This is a genomic window from Streptosporangium sp. NPDC004631, assembly GCF_053601935.1.
In genome coordinates this window covers 38,663-57,167 of sequence record NZ_JBSGCR010000011.1, presented here as the reverse complement: position 1 = coordinate 57,167, position 18,505 = coordinate 38,663, and the positions used below count along the sequence as shown (strand labels likewise).

General features: G+C 70.4%; 15 protein-coding genes. 6 read left to right on the top strand and 9 right to left on the bottom strand.

Features of this window, described 5'->3' with window-relative positions:
- The first annotated feature begins 25 nt into the window (after positions 1–25).
- Genes ACWEF2_RS13810 through ACWEF2_RS13800 form a run of 3 tightly spaced genes read left to right on the top strand, consistent with a single transcriptional unit; the run spans position 26 to position 2,726 of the window.
- Positions 26–583, top strand: a complete 558-nt coding sequence (locus tag ACWEF2_RS13810; RefSeq protein ID WP_453815045.1) for an OsmC family protein — start codon at positions 26–28, stop codon at positions 581–583.
- Positions 580–1,812, top strand: a complete 1,233-nt coding sequence (locus ACWEF2_RS13805) for an amidohydrolase family protein (protein WP_453815043.1) — start codon at positions 580–582, stop codon at positions 1,810–1,812. The genes ACWEF2_RS13810 and ACWEF2_RS13805 overlap by 4 nt, the downstream gene beginning before the upstream one ends.
- Positions 1,809–2,726 carry an LLM class flavin-dependent oxidoreductase gene (locus ACWEF2_RS13800; RefSeq protein WP_453815041.1) on the top strand — a complete coding sequence of 306 codons (918 nt, stop codon included), beginning with the start codon at positions 1,809–1,811 and terminating at the stop codon, positions 2,724–2,726. Before ACWEF2_RS13805 ends, ACWEF2_RS13800 begins: the two co-directional genes overlap by 4 nt.
- 67 nt (positions 2,727–2,793) lie before the next feature.
- On the opposite strand, the gene ACWEF2_RS13795 is transcribed toward ACWEF2_RS13800, so the two are convergent.
- Positions 2,794–3,111, bottom strand: a complete 318-nt coding sequence (locus tag ACWEF2_RS13795) for a hypothetical protein (protein WP_453815039.1) — start codon at positions 3,109–3,111, stop codon at positions 2,794–2,796.
- A gap of 684 nt (positions 3,112–3,795) precedes the next feature.
- On the opposite strand from ACWEF2_RS13795, the gene ACWEF2_RS13790 reads away from it, so the two are divergent.
- Complete coding sequence (locus ACWEF2_RS13790) at positions 3,796–4,611, top strand: SAM-dependent methyltransferase (RefSeq protein WP_453815037.1); 816 nt, start codon at positions 3,796–3,798, stop codon at positions 4,609–4,611.
- Positions 4,612–4,632: 21 nt separating this feature from the next.
- On the opposite strand, the gene ACWEF2_RS13785 is transcribed toward ACWEF2_RS13790, so the two are convergent.
- The 4 genes from ACWEF2_RS13785 to ACWEF2_RS13770 are packed head-to-tail and all read right to left on the bottom strand — an operon-like array spanning position 4,633 to position 10,563.
- Positions 4,633–6,147 carry a hypothetical protein gene (locus ACWEF2_RS13785; protein WP_453815035.1) on the bottom strand — a complete coding sequence of 505 codons (1,515 nt, stop codon included), beginning with the start codon at positions 6,145–6,147 and terminating at the stop codon, positions 4,633–4,635.
- 7 nt (positions 6,148–6,154) lie between these two features.
- Positions 6,155–8,056 carry a hypothetical protein gene (locus ACWEF2_RS13780; RefSeq protein WP_453815033.1) on the bottom strand — a complete coding sequence of 634 codons (1,902 nt, stop codon included), beginning with the start codon at positions 8,054–8,056 and terminating at the stop codon, positions 6,155–6,157.
- 8 nt (positions 8,057–8,064) lie between these two features.
- Complete coding sequence (locus tag ACWEF2_RS13775) at positions 8,065–9,090, bottom strand: hypothetical protein (RefSeq protein ID WP_453815031.1); 1,026 nt, start codon at positions 9,088–9,090, stop codon at positions 8,065–8,067.
- Positions 9,091–9,126: 36 nt separating this feature from the next.
- Positions 9,127–10,563 (bottom strand): hypothetical protein, encoded by a 1,437-nt coding sequence (locus ACWEF2_RS13770; protein ID WP_453815029.1) that lies wholly within the window; start codon positions 10,561–10,563, stop codon positions 9,127–9,129.
- A gap of 239 nt (positions 10,564–10,802) precedes the next feature.
- Here ACWEF2_RS13770 and ACWEF2_RS13765 point away from each other — a divergent pair, with 239 nt between their 5' ends.
- Together ACWEF2_RS13765 and ACWEF2_RS13760 are read left to right on the top strand one after the other, a co-directional pair.
- On the top strand, positions 10,803–12,182 hold the full coding sequence (locus ACWEF2_RS13765) for a DUF4407 domain-containing protein (RefSeq protein WP_453815027.1): 1,380 nt from the start codon (positions 10,803–10,805) through the stop codon (positions 12,180–12,182).
- A gap of 7 nt (positions 12,183–12,189) precedes the next feature.
- On the top strand, positions 12,190–13,953 hold the full coding sequence (locus ACWEF2_RS13760; RefSeq protein WP_453815025.1) for a protein kinase domain-containing protein: 1,764 nt from the start codon (positions 12,190–12,192) through the stop codon (positions 13,951–13,953).
- Positions 13,954–14,092: 139 nt separating this feature from the next.
- Here ACWEF2_RS13760 and ACWEF2_RS13755 read toward each other — a convergent pair whose 3' ends face one another.
- The 4 genes from ACWEF2_RS13755 to ACWEF2_RS13740 form a co-directional block, all read right to left on the bottom strand.
- A complete protein-coding gene (locus ACWEF2_RS13755; protein ID WP_453815023.1) occupies positions 14,093–14,830 on the bottom strand; it encodes an IclR family transcriptional regulator in 738 nt (245 codons plus the stop codon).
- Positions 14,831–15,037: 207 nt separating this feature from the next.
- The gene (locus tag ACWEF2_RS13750) at positions 15,038–15,985 is read right to left on the bottom strand and encodes an LLM class flavin-dependent oxidoreductase (protein ID WP_453815021.1); all 948 of its coding nucleotides are present in this window, start codon (positions 15,983–15,985) and stop codon (positions 15,038–15,040) included.
- Positions 15,982–17,376 carry a dihydroorotase gene (locus tag ACWEF2_RS13745; RefSeq protein WP_453815019.1) on the bottom strand — a complete coding sequence of 465 codons (1,395 nt, stop codon included), beginning with the start codon at positions 17,374–17,376 and terminating at the stop codon, positions 15,982–15,984. Before ACWEF2_RS13745 ends, ACWEF2_RS13750 begins: the two co-directional genes overlap by 4 nt.
- 85 nt (positions 17,377–17,461) lie before the next feature.
- Positions 17,462–18,466: a Bug family tripartite tricarboxylate transporter substrate binding protein gene (locus ACWEF2_RS13740; protein ID WP_453815017.1), complete on the bottom strand. Its 1,005-nt coding sequence runs from the start codon at positions 18,464–18,466 to the stop codon at positions 17,462–17,464.
- Between the last annotated feature and the right edge of the window lie 39 nt (positions 18,467–18,505).

Genomic DNA, 18,505 nt, shown 5'->3' with positions numbered 1-18,505 from the left:
CAGGGAAACCAGAAGGGACATCCCCATGACCGTGTCAGCCCAACTGTCAGCCCAGCTCTCCACTCATCTGCGTCACAAGGGTGCCGCGATGCGGGACGCCGCGCGCCGCCGCCCGACCTCCGAGGACTGGGACGAGACCATCAGCGCGGAGTGCACCGCGGACGACCTCACCGGGGTCCGGAAGCTGCGCATCCGCGACTGGCGGTACATCGGTGACGGCGGCGCCGACATCGGCGGCTGGAACCTCGGCCCCAGCTCACCCGAACTGCTCTGCGGCGTGATCAGCACCTGTCTGACGCACACCTACCTGTGCCTGGCCGCCATGCGCGGCCTGCCGCTCGACCAGGTCACCGTGCGGGTGGTCGCCCGCAACAACGACGCCGGGTTCTTCGAGGTGGCCGGCGACCGCCCGATCCATCCGCACGAACTGACCGCCTACGTGCGGATCGACGCCGCCGAGCTGAGCCAGGCCGAGATCGCCGACTTCATCGCCGAGGGCGAGCAGCGCTGCCCGATCGCGTACCTGGTCCGAAACCCGATCCAACTCACCGTCCGTACCGGCGAACCGGAGACCGACCGATGACCAGAGTGATCCGCTGTGGCCGACTGATCGACGGTACCGGGGCCGACCCGGTGGACGACATGACCATCGTCGTCGACGATGACGGGATCATCGTCGAGGTCGGGCGGAACGTCTCGCCGCCGGCGGGCGCGACCGTGACCGACGCGAGCGGGTACACCGTGCTGCCCGGGCTCATCGACTGCCACGTCCACCTGGTGACGCTCGCCGGGCGTACGCTCGCCGAGCGGCTCGCCACGCCGTACAGCCTCGGGGTGGCCGAGGGGTACCTCAACGCCGGGAAGATGCTGCGTGCCGGGTTCACCACGGTAAGGGACCTGTCCGGGATGCCGCTGGGCGGCAAGATGGCGCTGGACCGCGGGCTCTTCCCCGGCCCGCATCTCAAAATCGCCGTCGCGGCGCTCTCCCAGACCGCCGGCCACGGCGACCAGACCACCCTGTCCGGCGTCTGCACCCAGGTGCCGGACCCCGAGCATCCCCGCACCGTCGTCGACGGCGCCGACCAGGTCCGGAGAGCGGCCCGGGAGCTGCTGCGGGCCGGCGCCGACCAGATCAAGATCTACACGTCGGGCGGGGTCATGAGCGACCACGGCGGCCCGGGAACGGTGGGCTTCTCCCCCGAGGAGGTGGCCGCGGCCGTCCAGGTGGCGCACACCGCGGGCAAGCCCGTGGCGGCGCACGCCATCTCCGCCGGCGGCATCCGGCTCGCGGTCGAGGCCGGGGTGGACTCGATCGAGCACGGCATGTTCCTCGATGACGACACCATCGCGGAGATGGTCCGCCGGGGAACCTACCTGGTGCCGACCCTGCTGGCGCCGGTGTGGATCCGCCGGCGCGCGGAACGGCAGCCCGGGTCGGTGCCGTCACACATGCTGGCCAAGGTCGAGACGGTCGTCGAGGCCCATACCGACAGCTTCCGGCGGGCGGTCCAGGCCGGGGTCCGGATCGCCTTCGGCACCGACACCGGTGTGGTGCCCCACGGTTCCGGGGCCGAGGAACTGGAGCTGATGGTGCGGTACGGAATGACGCCGATGGCCGCGCTGGTGTCGGCCACCAAGACGGCGGCCGAGCTGACCGGCGTCGCCGGGCAGACCGGCACCCTCACCGTTGGGAAGCGCGCGGACCTGCTGATCGTGGCCGGCGACCCGCTGGCGGACATCACGCTGCCGGCCCGGCCGGACGCGATACGCGGCGTGGCCAAGTCCGGTGTGTTCCACGTGGAGGAAATGTGACCGAGCACCCGCCGACCTTCGGTGTGATGACCTACGAGGCGGAACCCTGGTCGGAGCTGACCGCCCGATGGGCGTGGTTCGAGCAGCTGGGGCTCGACAGCCTGTGGGCCGGCGACCACGTCTGGAGCTCCATCGTCGACGGCCGTCCGGTCCGGCCGCGATTCGACGCCTGGCTGCTGCTGGCCGGCATGGCCGCGGCCACCACCCGGCCCACCCTGGGGCCCCTTGTCAGCAGCATGCCCTTCCGCAGTCCGGCGATGGTGGCGAAGCAGGCGGTGACCCTGGACCACATGTCCGCCGGCCGCCTGGTGCTGGGCCTGGGGGCCGGCGGCAACCCGGCCGACCACGCGGCGTGCGGGGTGCCGCTCTGGGATCCGGAGGAACGGATCGCGAGGTTCGACGAGTACGTGGAGATCGTGCGGGGCATGCTGAGCACCGACGCGTTCGAGTACTCGGGCACGCACTACCGGGTCAGCGGCACGGTCCGGGCGCCCGCTCCGATCCAGTCGGCACCGCCCCTGACGATCGCCGCGCACGTTCCTGGAACGCTCCGTGTCGCGGCCCGCCACGCCGACACCTGGAGTTCGTACGGAACCCTCTTCTCCCAGATGCGCCGCGGTGTCACGCTGTCCGAGCAGGAGGGGGTGCGGACCACCGCCCGGCGGGCCGCGCTGCTGGACGAGTACGCGGCCGAGGAGGGCCGCGACCCGTCGACCATCCGGCGCTCGTTCCTCGCCGGGTTCACCGCCGACCGGCCGCTCGCCTCGGTCGAGGCGTTCCACGACTTCGTCGGACGGTACCGCGAGATCGGCGTCACCGAGTTCGTCTTCCTGTACCCGGGGCCCGGAGGCGTCGATCCCGCCATGTTCGAGCGGATCTGCACCGAGGCCATGCCGGACCTGCGGAGGTCGTAGTGTGCGGCGCTCACCCGTACGGGGGAACGGAGACCGCCCGGCCCGGTGAAGGCATGTGGTCGTCGCGCTAGGCGTCGGGGGCGCCCGTGGAGACTTGGTCGCCCGCGGCCCGGCGTAGCCGGTCGGACAGTTCGCGAAGGACCTCGTTGAGCTCGGGAGGGTCGAGGACTTGGAAGTCGAAGCCCTTGACGACCACGTGGACGGCGAGGTCCAGGAGCGATCCCGGCCCGGTGCGCAGCACGCACGTGTGGTCGTCGATCGCCTCCAGCCTGCCGGCCGCCGGGAAGGACTTGCGCGCGACCTCGTGGACGGGCGCGCGCATCAGGATCCGTGCCCGGTAGCGGTACGGCGCGGTGGAGACGGCCCGTGAGACGTAGCCGGCCACGTCGTCCTCCGGTGGCCGGCGCGGCGTGAACCGTGTGCCGGGCGGACCGAGCGGCCCCTCCCTGCTTCCGGATCTGAATGTTCCTCTTCTTGTGTACAGCGATTGTTGAAATACACCGTTGTGGAGACGTTACCGTTTACCCGGGAGAGGTTGAGCTTTTTCATATCGCATCTGATGCTCTTCTCGAACATCGGGGCGGTGCCGGTCGCGGCGCCGGCGCCCGGCGCTTTCCGCCTCTCCCTGAGTGGCCCGGCATCGCGCGTGCGGCGGTTATCCCGATAGCCGGTATCAATCCCCAGAAAACTTCCGATCTCGACCGTAACCCCGGGAGCAGACCCCGCGTCGAGGGCCCGCGGGCCGCCGGATACGGCCTGTCCGAGAGGCCCGGCCGTACCCGGCGGACCTCGAACCCGCCCGGGGTGGGATGGCAGCGTGGGTGCCGGGCCCTCCGGTGACGGAACGCGGGCTCACAGGCCGGGGCGGTCCACGCGGGGCGACCGGGTGGCATCATCCGGCCGAGGTCGGACGGATCCGTTGACTTGTGACCGGGAAGCGGCATTCTGAGACCAGTGGCGTTCTCAGGCGCGCACACTCATCTTGTCACCGGCCGATGTCGCCCACGGCGGGCGCGGAGCAGGAAAGATAAGGGACCCTCATACTTCACTGGACGCCAAGGGATCCGCGATGAACGACACCTCCTCCGGCGGCCGGCGACCGGTCGACCTCCAGATCGACAGGCCCCATTCAGCGCGCATCTGGAATTACTGGCTGAAAGGCAAGGACAACTACCCGGCCGACCGCTCCGCGGGGGACATGGTCGAGCAGATGGTTCCCGGCATCGTCGACGCCGCCCGCGCCAACCGCGCGTTCCTCAGCCGTGCCGTACGGTACCTGGTGGCCGAGGCCGGAATCCGGCAGTTCCTCGACATCGGGACCGGGCTGCCCACCGTCGACAACACCCACGAGGTCGCCCAGCAGATCGCCCCCGAGTGCCGGATCGTCTACGTCGACAACGACCCCCTGGTGCTGGTGCACGCCCGCGCGCTGCTGACCAGCAGCCCGGAAGGGGCCTGCCACTACGTCGACGCCGACGTGCGCAACCCCGACCACATCCTGGAGGCCGCCAGGGAGACCCTGGACTTCTCCCAGCCGGTCGCGCTCATGCTGCTGGGAATCCTGAACCATGTCCTGGACGACGACGCGGCACAGGCGATCGTGAACCGGTTGCTGGACGCCCTGCCCTCCGGCAGCCACCTGGCGATCGGCCACCCGACGGCCGAGGTGCACGGCGAGGCGATGCACGAGTCCATGCGGCAGTTCATGCAGCGGGGCGGTACACCGATCACGGCTCGCTCCCGTGGTCAGCTGGAGCGTTTCTTCGACGGTCTGGAGCTGCTTGAGCCCGGGGTGGTCTCGTGCTCGCGGTGGCGCCCCGAATTCACCTCCTTCGGGATTCCGCCGGAGGTGTCGGAATTCTGCGGCGTGGCCCGCAAGCCCTGAGCCCCGTCCCGCCGGGAGCGGTCACCGTTCACGCCGGCCACCGCCGATGCCACCGGCGTCGAATGTGCCCGGCACCGGCTCACCGTGTCCCTCCCGGATCCGGTCGAGGATCGCGGGGGTGATCCCGCCCTGGTCGAGAACCGTGAAGAACACCTCCTCCATGAGGAGCTGACGGGCATCCGGCGCGCATACGAGGGTCAGCGCCGCGAGCAGTGGCGGCGACGAGGGCCGGGGGCGTGGAGACAGGACCCTCCGCAGCGCGCGGCGATCGAGCACCGGGCCGTAGGCGGCGGTCAACAGGGCACGATGCCGCTGGACCTGGCTCTCCGGATCGCCGGGGTGAAGCTGCTGGATCGCGGCCACCAGGTATCCACACCGCCGCAGCGCCGCGGCGACGACCGAGCGCCCGGCCAGGTCCCCGCCCCGCCTCACCAGCTCGTCGCATACGGTCCGCACGGTCAGCGGATCGGCGGGTTCCCACGCCGCGGCGTCCACCAGGTCCTCGGTCCGCATCGACGCGAAGACCGAGAAGACCCGCTCGCCGCTCTCGCGCGCCCGCGCCGTCGCGAGCTTGAGCTGGGCCACGTGGTGTGGGATCCGGTCGTGGTCGGCGCGCTCGGGGCCGTCGGCACGGACGGCCGGCGGATCGTCGGCCGCCGTCCCCGGTCCGCCCCGGCCGGGCGGCCGGGGCGCCGGTGCCACGCCGAACCCGCCGAGCAGCGGGAGTATCCCGGCGAGGCCGTCCGCGTTCATGGACCTCGGCCGGGTCTCCTGGGCGAACCGCGCGATCAGCTCGCCGAGCCGGTCACAGTTGACGAGCGTGTCGTGGTAGTCACGCGCGACCTCCTGACCGTCGGGGATCTCCGCTCCGCGCCCCCAGGAGATCGAGTGTGCCCCGGCCGGGGCGTGCCTGGTGAACGACAGCCTGATCCGGTGCCGTGACGCGCTGCTGGTCCAGGTCGAGGCGGTCATCCTGGACCTGAAGCCGTACGGGAGCAGCGCGGCCACCGCCTCGAAGAACACCAGCCGGTCGATCATCGGCACCCCCTCCCCGTTCACCACGCAGACCGGCTGCCCGGTGAGCAGCAGTGCCGCCGCGCCCATAACGGTCTGGTCGACGGCTCCGGCGGTCGACTCCGGATCCAGCACCGGCACGTCGACGAGGAGGGGGCCGTCCACCGGAAGCGCGCGGCCGGCGAACGCGTGATAGAGCGCGTCACAGGAGACCGGCCCTTTGGCGGCCTCCGCGTAGGGCACGCAGAAGTATCGAGTGATCGCGATGTCCCTGCCCAGCCCGTCCCGCTCATCGGACCACTCCTGTATGGCCAGGCCCAGGTGAGCGCTGTCGCCGCCGCCGAACCAGCTGATCGTCACCTGGGGCAGCTCCGTGGGGGTGCCCGGCGCGTACCGGGTTATGATCTCGCTGAACTCGTCACGGCCGAGCCTCCCGTCACTGCAGGCCAGGATCTCGTCCCCGTCCCGGGTGCCCGGCTGCTTGCCCCACAGCGCCCATTCGGCGGTGAGTCGTACGGTCAAGAGATCCTCACCAGAACCGGATGACGACGGAGACAACTACCACGACGAGGAAGGTGGCGCCCAGGCCCACCTTGGCCCAGATGGGCCACAGCGGCTCGTCCTGCCGATGGCCGGGACGGGCCGGTCGAGGCTGCTCCGGCCGCGCGGCCTCAGGCTCGTGCCCGTGCGTCCACAGGGGGACGCGGCCGGGGAACCAGCGCCTCGGGGCCGGGGGATCGTCGGGCCGCGGGGCCAGCAGGTTCAGCACGTTGGCCCGGCTTTCGGCGGTGAGCCGAGCGTGGTCCAGGAGCCCGGAGACAAGGGCATTCGGCGCGTCCGGCCCATACAGGCTCACCGCGGCGATGATCAGCGTCGCCGAACACGGCGTGAGGGGGGAGCCGACCACCTCATCGAACGAGCCGCGCTCCAGCGTCGGCCCGTAGGCCGCGATCAGCAGCTTACGGAGACAACTGAGCCGGGCGTCCCCGTGCGGAAAGGCCTGCTCGACGGCGGCCGCGAGATAGCCGTGCTCGCGCAGCGCCGGGGCGATCTCGGGGTCCTCGGCACCGCTGCCCCGGGTGACGAGTTCCTGGCAGACGGTCGACAGGGTCGACGGGTCGAACGGCTCCCGGACGGCCGCCCTGACCAGATCCCCGGTCCGCAGCGACCTGAGCGCGCGGACCCTCGACTCACCGTCGAGCCGGAACACCAGTTTCAAGGCGACGCCGGGCGCGCACTTCATGCGCAGCATGGCCTCCACCAGCGTCCTGGTTGGCGTGCCCGCGTCGTCAAGGGTGCGATTGACACCCTCAAGCGTGAGCGTCGGACCGTAGCCGACGGTCAGGATCACGTCGTAGAGGAGTTCCTTCAGATCCCATGACAGGGCCGGCTGCTCCGAGAGCAACCCCCCTCTTTTGATGATCTCCCGGCGGTGGTTCTGCTCGTCATCGGTGGAGGGCCAGGGGATGGGAAGGCGGCCAAGCCTCAGCAGGAACTTTTCGAGTTCTCCGTGCTCCCCGTGCTCAAGCCGGTCGGCGCAGGCGTTCAGGATGTCGCCGACCTCGGATCTCGCGAGAGCGCCCCAGCCGGCCGGTACCGGCGGCGCGGAGTTGGAGGAGCCGTCGAGCAGAGCCAGAACCGGCCCGGCGTCCTTGAACGACAGCGGCGCCGTCTTCTCCGCGAGCCTGCTGACGAGTTCGTCGCAGGGGTATCTGTCGAGCAGGTTCACATAGCGACTCGTGACGTCGTGCCGGGAGGAGACGACGTCGTCGGCATCCCAGGTGACGGAGTGCGCACCGTCCCTGGCGCGCTTGGCGAACGAGAGCTTGATCCGATGCCTGGCCGAGCTGTCGGTCCAGGTCGAGGCCGTCAGCCTGGCCCGCAGGCCGTACGGGAGCAGCGCGGCCACCACGTCCAGGAACCGCAGCCGGTCGCGCATCGACAACGACTCGCCCCGCACCACGCAGACCGGCTCCCCGGTCAGCAGCAGCGCCGCCGCGCTCTTCGCCGCCTTGTCGACCCTCTCCGCGATCGCCTGGAGGTCGAGTACCGGGACGTCCACGGTGAGCGGGGCGCCCGCCCACAGCTCGCGGCCGTCGAACGCGTCGTAGAGCGCCTCGTAGGACACCGGCCCGTCGGCGGCCTGACGGTAGGGCACGCAGAAGTATCGAGTGATCGCGATGTCCCTGCCCAGGCCGTCCTGCTGACCGGACCATTTCTGTATGGCCAGGCCCAGGTGAGCGCTGTCGCCGCCGCCGAACCAGCTGATCGTCACCTGGGGCAGCTCCGTGGGGGTGCCCGGAGCGTACCGGGTCATGATCTCGCTGAACTCGTCGCGGCCGAGGTTTCCCCGGCTGCACTCCAGAACCTCGTAGTCGTCCCGCGCGTCCGGGGGCTTCCCCCACAGGGCCCACTCCGCGGTGACCCTCACCTCCGGCCTCATTCGTCGCCCTCCCCGGCGTGCTTGCCGGAGGACATCCGCCGCCCGAGCCAGAGCATCGGTTCCATCACGTTGATCGGACGCGCCTGGCCACGGATCCGGAACCTGTTGCCGGGAGCGGCGCGGGAGTTCTCCTGGCCGCCCGCGCCCCCGGGTGTCTCCGGGATCAGATTCTGAAAGTCGTCCGGGTCGAAAACGCCTTTCCTCTGGTCCAGATAGAAGCCGATCGACGAGGTCACGAAGAACTTGATCCGGTCCGGCCGGAAGAACTGCTTGAGAGCGGGTAACACCATGTCCGCGTTACCACTGGCCGACACGGTGGACAGCGCCTGGAACAACTCCTCCGCGTCCTCGGCCGCGACCCGGGGAAACCGGTGGGGGTCGTCGGGGTCCGGGGTCAGCAGGCTCAGTTTGTCCGCGGTCTGCAGAACCCTCAGCTCGTCGAACTTGGTGATGCAGATGGCGAGATGATGGGGCAGCATTCCGTCGTCGTACTCGTCGGTGGCGAGCATCCGCCCGGCGAGATCGGCCAGCACACCGTGCAGGTAGGCGAACGCGTCACCGTCCTTGGACTCGCGGATCGGGTCGAAGAGAAAGACGATGCCCCGGCTGGAGGCCAGGTTGTCCAGCAGTTCCTCCCTGTCCGTGCCGTAGCCGGCGCGCTCCGCGCGGAAGAAGCCGCCCGGCGCGTCCAGCACGTCGAGCCCGATCTTCCAGGCGCGGGCCTGCCTGCGTCTGCGGAGCCATCCCCTGCGCCCCTGCTCGGGGCTCCTGCTCAGGAACCAGCGGTAGTGGCCCAGGGCCCCGGTGGCGGGCGGGAACCGCTGGTGCTGGGAGAGCGCGCTGGTCATCTCGCTCAGGAAGTCGATGGAGGGGCCGTCGGCCCCGACGACCCTCCACGGCCCGTTCTTGCGAATGAGGGCGATGTTGAGTGCGGCGAGAAACGTGGTCTTCCCACTGCCCGGGGCGCCCCATATCGCAATGTTGTGATCCGAGCGCGCCGATTGTCCCGGGTCAGAGTACACGGTGGGCCTCATTCCATCTGTTCACTGATATCTCGCTCATGGCACCTCGATCAGCGGGAAGGGGATCCGCTGGACCCGGGATGCCGCCAGGCCGAGAGCGGCGCCGAGCCCCCGGACGTCCACGGCGTCCAGCTGGGCCAGTCCGCCCCGGCCCAGCCGGGACCAGACCGGGTCCACCCGCTCGGGAGGGCGATCGCAGATCGCTCCAAACGCCAGGCCGGGGTACCGCTCAAGCCGGCGCACCTGCTGCACCCAGTCGATCCGGTGCGGGCAGGGCAGGATCTCCGACGGGTCCGCCCGGGGTGGGTGCGGCGGCCGGTCCCCGACCGTGAGCAGCACCGTCCTTTCCCGGCCGCCGTCCGGGAGCCGGCGCGCCACCTCGGCCAGCATGTCCTCGACCATCGCGGCACCGGAATAGCCCTGGCTGAGGGTGCCGCGCTTCTTGAGACGCTCCTCAAGGCCCTCCAGGGAGTACTGCGCCTGCTCGGCGGAGATCTGCCAGCCCTCGACGTCCACCGGAGCCTCGGGGACTCCCCGCTGGTAGGAGTGCACGCCGTAGGCGACCAGCGACACCCGAAGCCGGCTCTCAGCCCCGTCGGACACCGTGGTGATCATCTGGCCGATCCGCCTCAACCGCTCGCGGACCTGGGCGTCCGTCCCGGTGGTCTCGACGGCGCAGATCAGGTGTGCCGATCCGGCCGGGGGGTCGAACCGCGCCGGCACCGAGGCGACCAGTTCGGCCCAGTCCTGGTCGTCCCTCACCAGGTCGGGAAGGCCGGAGAAGCGGACCCGGCCCGGCCGTTCCAGCTCGGCCGTGATCTCATAACGTCCGGGGGGTACCTTCACCGTCTGGACCGACAGCAGTGCCGGCCGCCGATCCTGCCACGCCACGACGGCGAACGCCGTACCCCGCTCACCGCTCGGCTCGCAGCGGACGGTGAAGGCGGACGAGGGGTCTCCGCGCCGGGCCTCGATCGGGAACAGCCGGCGGCAGGTGAACTCAAGCCGGTCCGTCGCCGGGTGGCGCTTCAGCACGACGAGTTCGTACGACCGGCACAGCGGCTCGTCGGCGACGATCTCGCGGAGCAGCGCCCTGGCGCACATGTCGGCCCGCGTGAAGACGGGCGCGTCCGGGTGGGCGGCCCGCAGCCACTCCATCGCCTCGTCGGCCCGAGGGCTGCCCGGAGACGAACCCACCAGGACCACCGTGCCGTCCGCGGGCATGCCCACGGCGTCGAGGACAGCCCGCCTGGCCGAGAACACGTCGGCGATGTCCCGCCCCCGCTCACCCGCCGGCTCGGCCCAGGGCACCGTCGTCCTTCCCCGGCCACGCGGCGTACCGGTCTCATCACGGTGCATGTCAAAGGCGGTGAGGCCCTCGGCCGTGACCTCGACCACGGTCAGGCTCCTGGGCCCGGCGAGTTCCGCGACCGCCTCGGCAAGGGTCCTGCGGAGCCGGATCAATTCGGTCAATTGCCGCTCCCACTGCTATATCTCACCAAAATTGGCCCCCATCCTCCGAGGAACGACTTATGCCGCTAAACGGGAAAATTAGGACACTTCTCCGATGACCCCGCCCGCATTTTGTCGCCATTCTTAACAGCATATTCGGACGCGTGTATAGCTTATCCTGCTACATACTGATAACTCTGATACGAGGGAATTATGATGTACGCGGTCCACGCGGGGGAGCCATCCCGGAAGGGGAATACATGAAAAAGTTTCTGATTGCCCTGTCCGGAGCCAGGCCGGAGATCCTCAAACGCTGCCCCAGCGAGCGCGGCAAATTCGAGGGTATCGGCGGAGCGGTCCTCACCACCGGTGTGCTGGCCACCGTCTCAATGGCGTTCGCCCTGTACAGCGCGCTCGGCGTCAGCGTCTACCTCGCCGTCCCCGCCAGCCTGATCTGGGGCCTGGCGATCGTGAGCCTCGACCGGTGGCTGGTCGGCTCCATCCAGACGGACGGACCACGCCGATGGCGCCTGGCCGTCCCCCGGATCCTCATGGCCATGCTGCTCGGCGTGGTCATCTCCACCCCGCTGGTCCTGCAGATCTTCAAGTCCGAGATCGACGCCCAGATCGTGGAGATCAAGCAGGGTCGCGCCAACACGTTCGCCGAGGAGCAGCGGAGGGGCAACATCGGCCAGGAGGTCGCCGGGCTCCGCCAGTCCGTCGCCAACCTGCGGCAGGTGATCGCCTCCGAGGGCGACACCCCGCAGGACCCCGCCAAGGACCCCAAGATCAAATCGCTGATCGCCGAGCGCGACACCCAGCAGAACGAGGCCGACGACTACTACAACAAGTGGCAGTGCCAGCTGTACGGTGGCCCGGCCTGCCCCCGCAAGGGCAACGGCGTGGTGGCGCAGGCGAGCAAGAAGACCTACGACAAGGCCAGGGCTCAGGTCGACAGACTCAGCAGGCAGATCGAGGACCGCAAGAAGGAGCTCACCGCCAACGACGAGAGCGCCAAGAAGATCCGGCTTGAGGCCGCGAGAGCGGAGCTGCCCAAGACACAGGCGCAGCTCGACGCCGCCGTGCGGCGGCAGAACGATCTGCAGGAGTCCTTCGACGCGGAGAACAGGAGCGCCAACGGACTGCTGATCAGACTGCGGGCGCTCAACGAGGTATCCGGCAAGGACCTCACCCTCAACGCGGCCCGGCTCCTTCTCTTCCTGCTGTTCCTGCTGATCGAGTGCCTGCCGGTGACGGTCAAGCTGATGCAGAAACCCGGTAACTACGAGAAGGTCCTCACCCTGGTGGCACGGCAGGAGTTCCGCGACGTCAGGGACAGTTTCCTCCCGCGGACACAGACGGGTGCGGCCGGCGGGCCCTCGACCGTACAGGAGATCTGGGCCCTGCGGACCGCTGCCGGGCCGGAGCCCGAGCCCCCCGGCCCCCCTCCCCCGCCGCCGCCCCACTCCACGGGGAACGGTTCCACCCTGACCGGCCCGGTCGACCTGGACTACGAGCACGAGTCCCTGGAGGACGAGGCGCTGCGGCAGATGCCGGACACCCGGGTGATCCGGACCACGACGCCCGGCCCGGCCGCTGAGCGGCCCAGGGGCTTCGAACTCTTCCCCGACGACGAATGAGCCCTCGTTGGCTTCCGGAACAGAAGATCTTCTGATCAAAGGCCGCTACCGACTCCTGTCCAGGCTGGGCGAGGGGGGGATGGGCAACGTCTGGCTGGCCGACGACGCGATGCTCGGACGTCGCGTCGCGCTGAAGGAACTCGTGCTGTCCCCGCAGGGGGAGCACCTGTCCGTGCGCCGGGAGCGGGCCCTGCGCGAGGCGCGCGCCGCGGCGAGCATCGGCCACCCCGGCATCGTCGACATCTACGACGTGTTCCTGGAAGAGGGCCGCCCCTGGATCGTCATGGCCTACATCAGAGGCCGCTCGCTCCTTGAGCTGGTCGAGGGCGGCGGGCTCGGCGAACGCGAACTCGCCCGGATCGGCGTGCGCGTGCTGGACGCGCTGACCGCGGCGCACCGCGCCTCGGTGCTGCACCGGGACATCAAGCCCGCCAACATCGTGATCAGCGAGACGGGCAGGGTGTTCCTGGTGGACTTCGGCATCGCCCAGATCGGCGGCCACAGCAGTCTCACCATCCAGAACACCTTCACCGGCACGCCCGAGTTCATGGCGCCCGAACGGATCTACGGCCGCACCCCGGGGCCGCCCTCCGACCTGTGGTCCCTCGGGGTCACCTTCTTCTACGCGCTTGAGGGGTACTCCCCGTTCCGCCGTGACAGCGCCATCGCCACCATGAGAGCCGTCACCGACCACGCTCCCCCGCCGGCCTCCCGCCCGGGGCCGCTGTCCGACGCGGTCATCCGGCTGCTCGAAAAGGACCCGGCCCGGAGGATGGGCGCCCACGAGCTCGCCCTCGTTCTGAAGTCGGTCGCCGCCGCCCCCTCCCGCCGTCCTCCGCCCGAGCCCACGCCCAGGACAAGGCTCCTCCCCACACCCAGGGCCGTACCGCCCCCCGTCCCCGCGTCCAGGACCGCGCCTCCGCCCGTATCCCCACCCGCGCCCCGGGCCACGCCTCCACCCGCGTCCAGGGCCGTGCCGCCACCCCCGTCCGGAACCGCGCCTCCGCCCGTATCCCCACCCGCGCCCCGGGCCACGCCTCCACCCGCGTCCAGGGCCGTGCCGCCACCCCCGTCCGGAACCACGCCTCCGCCCGTATCCCCACGTGTGTCCAGGGGCGTACCCCCTGCCGCGCCCGGGGGCGCCGAGCCCTCGGAGTCGCCGAACGCCGGCGATCTCGATCCGGCCGAGGTGGCGCGGCTGGTCGGCGGCATGGCGGCCGAACCCGCCGCGCGGTTCTTCGCCACCCTGCCCCCAAAGACCGCCCAGCAGGTGCTGACCCGGCTGGAACCGCGGGTCGCAGCGGGGATCCTGCTGGCCCTGCCCGGAAGCGGGGCGGCCTCGGTCCTCACCGCGATCCCGGCCAGAACCGTCGGCGGCCTGCTGGAGAAGATGGCGGACAGGCCGCAGAAGGCCGCCTCGGTGCTGCAGATGCTGTCCGCGGCCCGAGCCGGTCGCGTGGTGGACCACATGCGGCTGGACGAGGTCTCCGCGCTGCTGGACGTGACGCCGCCCGGCGAGGCGGTGCGGATCCTCGCGCACGCCCACGTCCGGACCGCCGCTGGCGTCGTCGGCGCCCTCTCCGTGCCCCAGGCCGCCCGGCTGGTCGGCGCCATGCCGGTACGGCGGGCATGCGACACCCTCGGTTACATCCCCCCCGCCACCATCGCCGCGCTGCTGAGGACGCTTCCCGATGACCGTGCCGAGCGGCTGCTCGACGGGCTCGACCAGAGGGCCCGCGCCCATGTCCTCCGCTATCTGAACGGATCCTGACCGTCTCCGGCCTCGTCACCGGAGACCCGGTCCGAGTACGTCACGGACGGGGCCCCGGGCGGGGCCGCGGAGCAGGTCACGGGCGGGGCCGCGGACGAGGTCACGGCTCGGCGCCCGCCGCGACTGCGGCGGGCGCCGGTCAGGACTCGCCGCCGAGCTTGGCCGAGATCGTCCGGGCCGCGCGGACGGTGAGCGGCGCGATGGCGGAGAGGACTTTCCGGCTCATCCGGAAGACCGGCCCGGTCACGATCAGCACCGCGGCGACGTGGCCGTCTCCCGCGAAGACGGGCGCGGCGACCGAGGCGGACTGCAGGCTCACCTCGTTCGCGGACGTCGCGTACCCCTGACCGCGTACCACGTCGAGCTCCCTGCGGAGTTCCCGCGGGTCAAGGATCGTACGCTCGGTGAGCCGGGTGAAGCTCAGGCCATCGATGATCTCCTCACGCTGCTGGTCGGGCTCGAAGGCGAGCAGGGCCTTGCCGCCAGCGCCCGCGTGCAGAGGAAGACGCTCGCCCACCGAGAAGCCGGAGCGGACCACCGCCCTGCTCTCGGCGCTCGCGATCACGACACGCTCCGAACCCTCCCGCACGTGCAGGCCAACGGTCTCGCCCGTCTCCTCCTGCAGTTGGGCCATGATCGGCATCGCCACCGTCCGCACGTCAAGGCCATCCAGATATATCCGGCCGAGCCTGGCTGCGCCGGCCCCAAGGCGGTAGCGCCCGGACTCCTCCTCCTGCGTGACGAGGCCCGCCTCGGCGAGGTCGAGGATCAACCGCGACACGGTGCTCTTGGGAAGACCCATGTCGCGCGACAGGTCACGAACACCGTGCGGCTTGCCATCCGCGAAACTCAGGAGAACCCTGATGGCTTTGTCCACTCGCATCACTCCGATTGTCGCCCTGCTGATGGCTCTGTCAGGGCCGGGTGGTCCCTCCGAGGGGGCCCGGTCGTCCTATCCTGCCGGGTCCGCCCCCGGCTCCGGACCCGTACGCCGACTCCCGGCTCCGGACCGGTACACCGGCTCCCGGTCCACTCCGCGGAGCCGGTGAACCGTGCCGAAAAGGTTCGCCGGCGCCCACCGTCCTCAGCGTCGCGTCCGGCCTGGACCATCCGCGGCCGACCGGGGCGGGTCGTCGAGCACCCGCTCCCGAAAGCCCCGTATGTCGTCGGCCCATGAGTCCGCGCCGCTGAATCGAAAGTCGAACACGATGTGGTCGGCTCCGAGTGATCGCATGGCCGCCACATCCGCACGGATCTCCGGCAGGTTGCCGACGAGCGCGGAGCCGCGGATGTCGTCGTCCGTCGCGGATCCCGTGTCGCCCGCTCTTCCCCCGCCACGGCTGAACGCGGCGATCAGATCGCGGCGCGGTAGCCGGCCTCCGGCCGACTCGCGGTCCGCGTCGTAGTCGGCGAGCATCCAGACGGCCACCTTCGGTCGCCACCCCGTCTCCTCGGCGAGCCGGCCGAGATCGGCCATCAGCGGTGCGAACGCGCTGAAAGGCTGCCGCCCGGCCAGCCAGTTGACCCGCCGTTCGACGGCTGCCGCCGCCGCGAGGCGTCCACCCCCCGCCCACCAGATCTCGACGGGACGATCGACCCGCGTCCGGGAGGGCGCCGAGTCCAGTACCTCGAACGTCTCACGGCGACGGTGGGCGATCTGCGTCGCGGACACGCCGGACAGCTCCATTTCGGACGCGTAGTCGCCGAGTCCCAGCCCGATGTGGACTCGGCGCTCCGCCAGCCGGGAGAGCGATTCCGCCAGCGCGAGGACATGACGCGGCGCCCGGAAGGGGATCGTGGCGCCCGCTCCCAGTTCGATGCGTTCCGTGACCGCCGCCGCGGCCGAGAGGGCGACGTACTGCTCCAGAAACCTGTCCGACCGCGGCTCCCACGGGTGCGGTGTGTACACGAGATGATCGCGGGCCCAGAGGCGGTCGTATCCGGCGGCCTCGGCCTGCCGGGCGGCGTCCAGGAGCAGGGACCTGCACGTGTCGGGGCCGAAGTGCGGCAGGACGAGGCCGTAGGTGGTCATCGTGATGACCGGCCCGTGCCGGCGCCCCGGATCCACTGCCCGTGTCCGGGTGATCCGACGACCGCGCCGTCGGAGAACACCGCGTTTCCCCGGACGAACGTGGCGACGGCCCGGCCCCGGAGGTCGACCTCGCTCAGGTACACCGCGTTGCGGCTGCCCTGGGCGAGGAAGCCGGCGTCGGCGGCGAACGGCACGGCGGCTCGCGGGTCGACGACGGCGAGATCGGCGTCATTGCCGACCACGAGGTCGCCCTTGCCCTCCAGACCGAACCTGCGGGCCGGTCTGGAGGTCATTCTGGCGATGACGTCGACGAGCACCTGGTCCGGCTCCCGGGCGATCGTGAGGAGCGACGGCATGAGGAACTCGATCCCGGGAAGACCCGGGAGCGCCCCGCAGGGATCCTCCGCGTGGTGGCCCAGTTCCTCCGTGGTGTACGAGCAGTGGTCACTGGCGATGATGTCGATACCGTCGTGGCGCAGTCGATCGAGCAGGCTCCTCCGGACGTCGTGGGCCCGGAGCGGCGGGTTGCACTTGGCGAAGGAGCCGTACCTGTCGAGTGTGTCCTGGTCGAGGAGGAGGTAGTGCGGGCAGGTCTCGACGCTGATGTCGGCGCCGGCCCGCCGCAGGCCGTCGGCGAGGTCCACGCCCTGCGCGGTCGACACGTGCACGAGGTGAACGCGCGCCCCGGTCGTGAGCGAGAGGCTGCCGACCATCGCGATCGCGGAGTCCTCGACGACGGGCGGCCTCGCCTCACGATGACGCTCACCGAAGCCCGGCCGGTCCGCCGACTCGGCCGCGAAGTGCTCAAGCAGCCGATCGTTCTCGCAGTGAACGGCGTGCACCCGGCCCGTGGCCGCGACCGCGCTCATCGTCTGGAACAGCTGCGGTTCCGTGACGGCCCACATGCCCTCGAACGCGGCGGCACGGGATGGCTGTGGCCGGTGGGTGAAGGTCTTGAAGGCGATCGCGCCGGCTCGGGCGCACGACTCGACCTCGTCGAGCGAGCTGTGCCCGGCACCGGCGTACAGCCCGAAGTCGATGAACGACCGGCCGGACAGGTGCCTTCCGCGTCGCTCCAGCCGGGCGGCCGTGGTGACGGGAACGTCGCTGGTGGGCATCTCCAGCACGGTGGTGACCCCGTTGGAGGCCGCGGCGGCGGTGCCGGTGAGGAAGGACTCCCGTTCCGGTGAACCGGGATCCCTGAAGTGGACGTGCACGTCGATCAGTCCCGGCACGACGAGCAGGCCGGACGCGTCGAAGACCCGATCGCCCGGCTCGGGCTTGATCTCCCGATCGATGGCGACGATCTTCCCGTGCTCACAGCGGAGGTCGAACGACCCTGAGACGGCGCTGCTGCACAGGTCACCGCCTCTGATGACAAGACCGGACATTGGCGAAACTCCTTGGGGTGGTGTGCCGGAACGCCGGGAGCGACCGGCCGCCGGCACGCGCTGGGCGGCCGGCGGCCGGTCACCTCTACTGCGGCCCGAACTTGGCGACCAGGGCCGCGGACGTGTCGAAGCGTCGCTTGACCATGTCGGTCAGCTCCTGGGCGCTGATCCGCTGCGTCACCATGCCGATGTTCCGCAGCTTGGTGGTGAGGTCCGGGTCCTTCGCGATCTCGGTGAGCGCGGACTCCCAGGCTTGGACGACGTGCTCCGGCGTCTTGGGCGGAGCCATGAATCCCAGCCAGTTGTCGAGGATGAAGTCGTCGAGACCCACCGCCGACGCGATCGGGGTCTCCGGCAGCAGCGGGAACGGTTCCGTGCCCGAGACGATGAGCGGCCGGATCTTACCGGCCTTGATCAGGGGAAGCGCGGTGGAGACGTTCACCGCCGAGAAGTCGACGTGGCCGCCGGCGACCGCGTTCGCCGCGGGACCGTCCCCGTTGAAGGTGACCCGTTTGGGAGCGGAGGCGTCGACACCGAGGGCGTCGAACAGGGCCAGGGTGGAGAAGGTCGCCGGCCCCTGCGGCGAGCCCGTGGACCAGGTCACGGTCGAGGGCGAGCCTTTCAGGTTTTTGATGAGATCCTCGGCGGATCGGATTCGCCCCTCGGCCGGCGCGACGATGACCCGCGGGCTGATGGCGATCCCGCCGAGGACGGTGAAGGAGTCCCACTTGTAGGGGAGTGAGGGGTTCGCCGCGAGGGCTTCGGTGGTGGGCCCGGAGATGAGCGCCTCGATGGTGTATCCGTCCGGCTTGGCGCTCAGGAACTCGGTGGTCGCGGTGACTCCGCCCGCGCCCTCCTTGTTGGCGATGGTGACCGGCTGGCGGAACCTCTCCTTGAGACTGTCGACGACAAGGCGGGCACCGGAGTCGGTGAAGCCTCCCGCCGAGAACGGGACGACGACCTCGATGCTCTTGGCCGGGTACGCGGACTCCGCGGACTCCCCGCTTCGGCTGCACGCGGTGAGGGTGAGGCTCGCGGTGACGAGCAAGGCGGCGGTGATTCTGAGATTGGCGGACCTGATGGGAAGCAACTCTGTTACCACCCTTTCCGATTCTGAGTAAAACGGAAC

Bases quoted from the DNA above. Each gene is read 5' to 3' on its own strand.
- ACWEF2_RS13810 (WP_453815045.1), top strand. From the start codon at position 26: ATGACCGTGTCAGCCCAACTGTCAGCCCAGCTCTCCACTCATCTGCGT.
- ACWEF2_RS13805 (WP_453815043.1), top strand. From the start codon at position 580: ATGACCAGAGTGATCCGCTGTGGCCGACTGATCGACGGTACCGGGGCC.
- ACWEF2_RS13790 (WP_453815037.1), top strand. From the start codon at position 3,796: ATGAACGACACCTCCTCCGGCGGCCGGCGACCGGTCGACCTCCAGATC.
- ACWEF2_RS13765 (WP_453815027.1), top strand. From the start codon at position 10,803: ATGAAAAAGTTTCTGATTGCCCTGTCCGGAGCCAGGCCGGAGATCCTC.
- ACWEF2_RS13750 (WP_453815021.1), bottom strand. From the start codon at position 15,985: ATGACCACCTACGGCCTCGTCCTGCCGCACTTCGGCCCCGACACGTGC.
- ACWEF2_RS13745 (WP_453815019.1), bottom strand. From the start codon at position 17,376: ATGTCCGGTCTTGTCATCAGAGGCGGTGACCTGTGCAGCAGCGCCGTC.